Source organism: Rhodococcus sp. NPDC057014, assembly GCF_042673295.1.
Taxonomy (GTDB): Bacteria; Actinomycetota; Actinomycetes; order Mycobacteriales; family Mycobacteriaceae; genus Rhodococcus_F.
Genome location: NZ_JBHUSF010000533.1, coordinates 1 through 3,356 on the forward strand (window position 1 = coordinate 1; position 3,356 = coordinate 3,356).

Below are 3,356 nucleotides of genomic sequence, written 5' to 3' on the forward strand. Positions count from 1 at the left end.
ATCCCGAACGGTTCCGGGCCAGACCGGTAGCACCAGCCCTTCCCGGACCGACGGGAATCAACACCAACGTGTCTCAGACAGGTTGACAACTTCCGTTTCGCGCCTTAAAAGTGGTGCGGACGCAGAAATGGGGTGCGGCTTGCAGAGAGAGTGGGGCGCGAGGGCTCTTACGCGCCCGCGAGCGCGGCGGCGTCCTCCGCTTCCAACAGCAGACCCATGTGCTCACGCATCCGCTGGGCGTCCGGTTCGAGGCCGGTGAAGATGCGGAAGGAGTCGACGGCCTGACCGATGGTCATGCCGATCCCGCTGAGCGTCCGGGCGCCGATCTCGCGCGCGCGGCGGAGGAGTTCGGTTTCGGCCGGACGGTAGACGACATCCGCGACCCACAGGTCGGGGCGCAGCAGTGCGGCGTCGAGTGCGATGCCGGGGTGGGCCGCCATGCCGATCGGCGTCGCATGGATGAGACCCTGGGCCGCACCGACCGCGGCGGGCACGGCAGAGAGGTCACCGGCAGCGATTTCCCGGTCCGGGAACAGTTCGGCGAGCGAGTCGCGCAGAGCCGTCGAGCGCGTGGCGTCGGCGTCGATGATCGTGAAATGCCCGACGCCCCGGGTGAGGGCGGCGTACGCGACCGCCGCCCCGGCCCCGCCCGCCCCGAGTTGCACGACGCGGTTCATGGGCGCACCCTCGAGGCCCTCGTCCATGTTGCGCGCGAATCCGGACCAATCAGTGTTGTGGCCGATCAGGCGCCCGCCGTCGATGTGGACCGTGTTGACCGCACCGAGTTTGCGGGCGTCGTCGGACAGGTCGTCCAGCAGGGGAATGATCGCCTGCTTGCAGGGGTGCGTGATGTTGAGCCCGTTGAATCCGAGGAGCTTGGCGGCGTCGAGGAGCCGCGGCAATCCCTCGACGCCCATGCCCAGCGTGTCGAGGTCGAGGATCCGGTAGACGTACCCGAGACCTTGCGCGCGACCCTCTGCCTCGTGCAGCGGCGGGGTCAGCGATTTCGAGATCCCGGTGCCGATCAGACCGCACAGGTAGGACGGGCGGGCGGTGGGGGCATCGAGGTCACGAGAGGTCATGGCGATCACTTCCGGGAGAGGGCGAGAACTAATTAACTATCTAGTGAGTTATGTCACGGTAGCATACCTCCATACCGCGCGGAAGACAGCACAGGCAGGAGTTCCAGGAATGACACGAAGCGAGACCACGGGCGCCACCCCCGGGAAGCAGGCGGCCAAGCGCACGCGCAATCCCGAGAAGACCCGGGAGAACATCCTGCGGGTGGCGATGACGGAGTTCGCCGACAAGGGCCTGACCGGGGCCCGCATCGACGAGATCGCGGCGAAGACCGCCACCACGAAACGGATGCTCTACTACTACTTCGGCGACAAGGACGGCCTGTACCGGGCCGTCCTGCAGCGCGCCTACGAGGAGATTCGCTACGAGGAGTCCCAACTCGACGTCGACCACCTCGAGCCGGCCGAGGCCATCCGGGCGCTCGCCGAGCTGACGTTCGACCATCACGAGGCACACCCCGATTTCATCCGCCTCGTCGCGATCGAGAACACCAATCGCGGCGTCAACCTCGTCCAGGCCGAGGGCCTCCCCGAGACGCAGGCGCCGGCGATCCGCACGCTCGATCGGATCCTCCAGCGAGGGCAGGACGCGGGCATCTTCCGCACCGACACGACGGCGCTCGACATCCACATGCTCATCAGCTCGTATTGCGTCTTCCGGGTGGCGAATCGGTACACGTTCAAGGCCCTGTTCGACTGGGATCTCACCGGCGCGGAGAACCGTCCCCACCTGCGCGCGATGATCGGCGACGTCGTCCTGGCCTACCTGCAGCAGCCGGGAAAGGTTTGAACTAACCATTTCGACCATTATTGACTCGAGCCTGTGACCTGGGTTACCTTGCTTGTACGACCTCCGAACACCTGCTCATTCGAGCCGCCAGTGTTCACATTCCTCGCTCCCCAGGAGTATCGATGACCATCGACTACGGCACCGGCGCCTCCGGTCGGAACGGTGACGGCACAGGCCGCTCCTCCGTCGACCCCAACGCTGATCCCACCAACGCGAAGAAGGCCGCGAAGGCAGCCTTCTTCGGCAGCCTGCTCGAGTACTACGACTTCTACATCTTCGCCTCGGCTGCCGCGCTGGTGTTCCCGCACGTGTTCTTCGAGGGCTCGAAGAACCCGCTGCTGCTGTCGCTGGCGACGTTCGGCATCTCCTACATCGCGCGTCCCGTCGGCGCCGTGTTCGTCGGGCACTTCGGCGACCGGGCCGGGCGCAAGAAGGTGATGATGTTCTGTCTGGTGCTGATGGGCGTCGTCACGTTCCTGATCGGCTGCCTGCCGTCCTCCGAGACCGCCGGGATGGTCGGCCCAGTGCTGCTGGTGCTGCTGCGCATCTGCCAGGGCATCTCCGCGGCGGGCGAGCAGTCGGGTGCGGGTTCCCTCACCCTCGAACACTCCCCCGCTCACCGTCGCGGCTTCTTCTGCAGCTGGACGCTCACCGGCACCCAGGCCGGCTTCATCGTCGCGAGCCTCGCGTTCATCCCCGTCGCGGCACTGCCCGACGAGACCCTCTACAGCTGGGGCTGGCGCGTCCCGTTCTGGTGCAGCCTGCTCGTCCTCGTCGTCGCCTACATCGTGCGTCGCAAGCTCGAAGAGCCCGAGATCTTCATCGCCAACAAGGAGGCCCTGGACGAGGCGCCCGCCCCGCTGCCCGTCGTCGACCTCTTCCGCACGCACTGGCGCGACGTTCTGCGCGTCGTCTTCTGCGCCTTCATCGCCGTCGTCAGCACCGTGTTCTCCGTGTTCGGCCTCGCCTATGCCACCACGCCGGAGATCGGCATGAGCCGCACCACCATGCTGTGGGTCGCGATCGCCGCCAACGCGGTGGCCCTCGTCTCGCAGCCGCTGTTCGGCATCCTGTCCGACCGGATCGGCCGCAAGCCGGTCTTCGTCGGCGGCGCGATCGGTTCGGCCGCCGGAATCTTCGTGTACTTCGCCGCGATCGGCACCGGCAACGTCGCGATGATCTTCCTGGCGGGCATCCTGCTGATGGGTGGCGTCTACGCCGGAACCAACGCCATCTGGCCCGCGTTCTACGCCGAGATGTTCTCCTCGCGGGTTCGCTACTCCGGCATGGCGATCGGCACTCAGCTCGGTTTCGCTCTCGCCGGATTCGCACCGACCATCGCCCAGGCGCTCCGCGGCGGCGACCCCAAGAACTGGGTGCCGGTGGCGATCTTCACCGCCGTCTGCGCGCTCATCGCCGCGGCGTCCGCCTCCACCGCCAAGGAGAATTCCCGCACCCCGCTGCTCGACCTCGACAAGGAGGACGTC

The 3,356-nt window shown here is 66.8% G+C and carries 3 protein-coding genes; 2 read left to right on the forward strand and 1 reads right to left on the reverse strand.

Annotated elements, in window-relative coordinates:
• Positions 1 to 167: 167 nt before the first annotated feature.
• Positions 168 to 1,082 carry a shikimate dehydrogenase gene (locus ACFTZB_RS44320; protein WP_378442175.1) on the reverse strand — a complete coding sequence of 305 codons (915 nt, stop codon included), beginning with the start codon at positions 1,080 to 1,082 and terminating at the stop codon, positions 168 to 170.
• A 109-nt stretch (positions 1,083 to 1,191) separates the two neighbouring features.
• On the opposite strand from ACFTZB_RS44320, the gene ACFTZB_RS44325 reads away from it, so the two are divergent.
• Together ACFTZB_RS44325 and ACFTZB_RS44330 are read left to right on the forward strand one after the other, a co-directional pair.
• Entirely contained in the window at positions 1,192 to 1,869 is a 678-nt protein-coding gene (locus ACFTZB_RS44325) for a TetR family transcriptional regulator (protein ID WP_378442177.1), read from the forward strand.
• 122 nt (positions 1,870 to 1,991) lie between these two features.
• Positions 1,992 to 3,356 (forward strand): MFS transporter (locus ACFTZB_RS44330; RefSeq protein WP_378442179.1); only part of this gene is annotated, 1,365 nt, incomplete at its 3' end.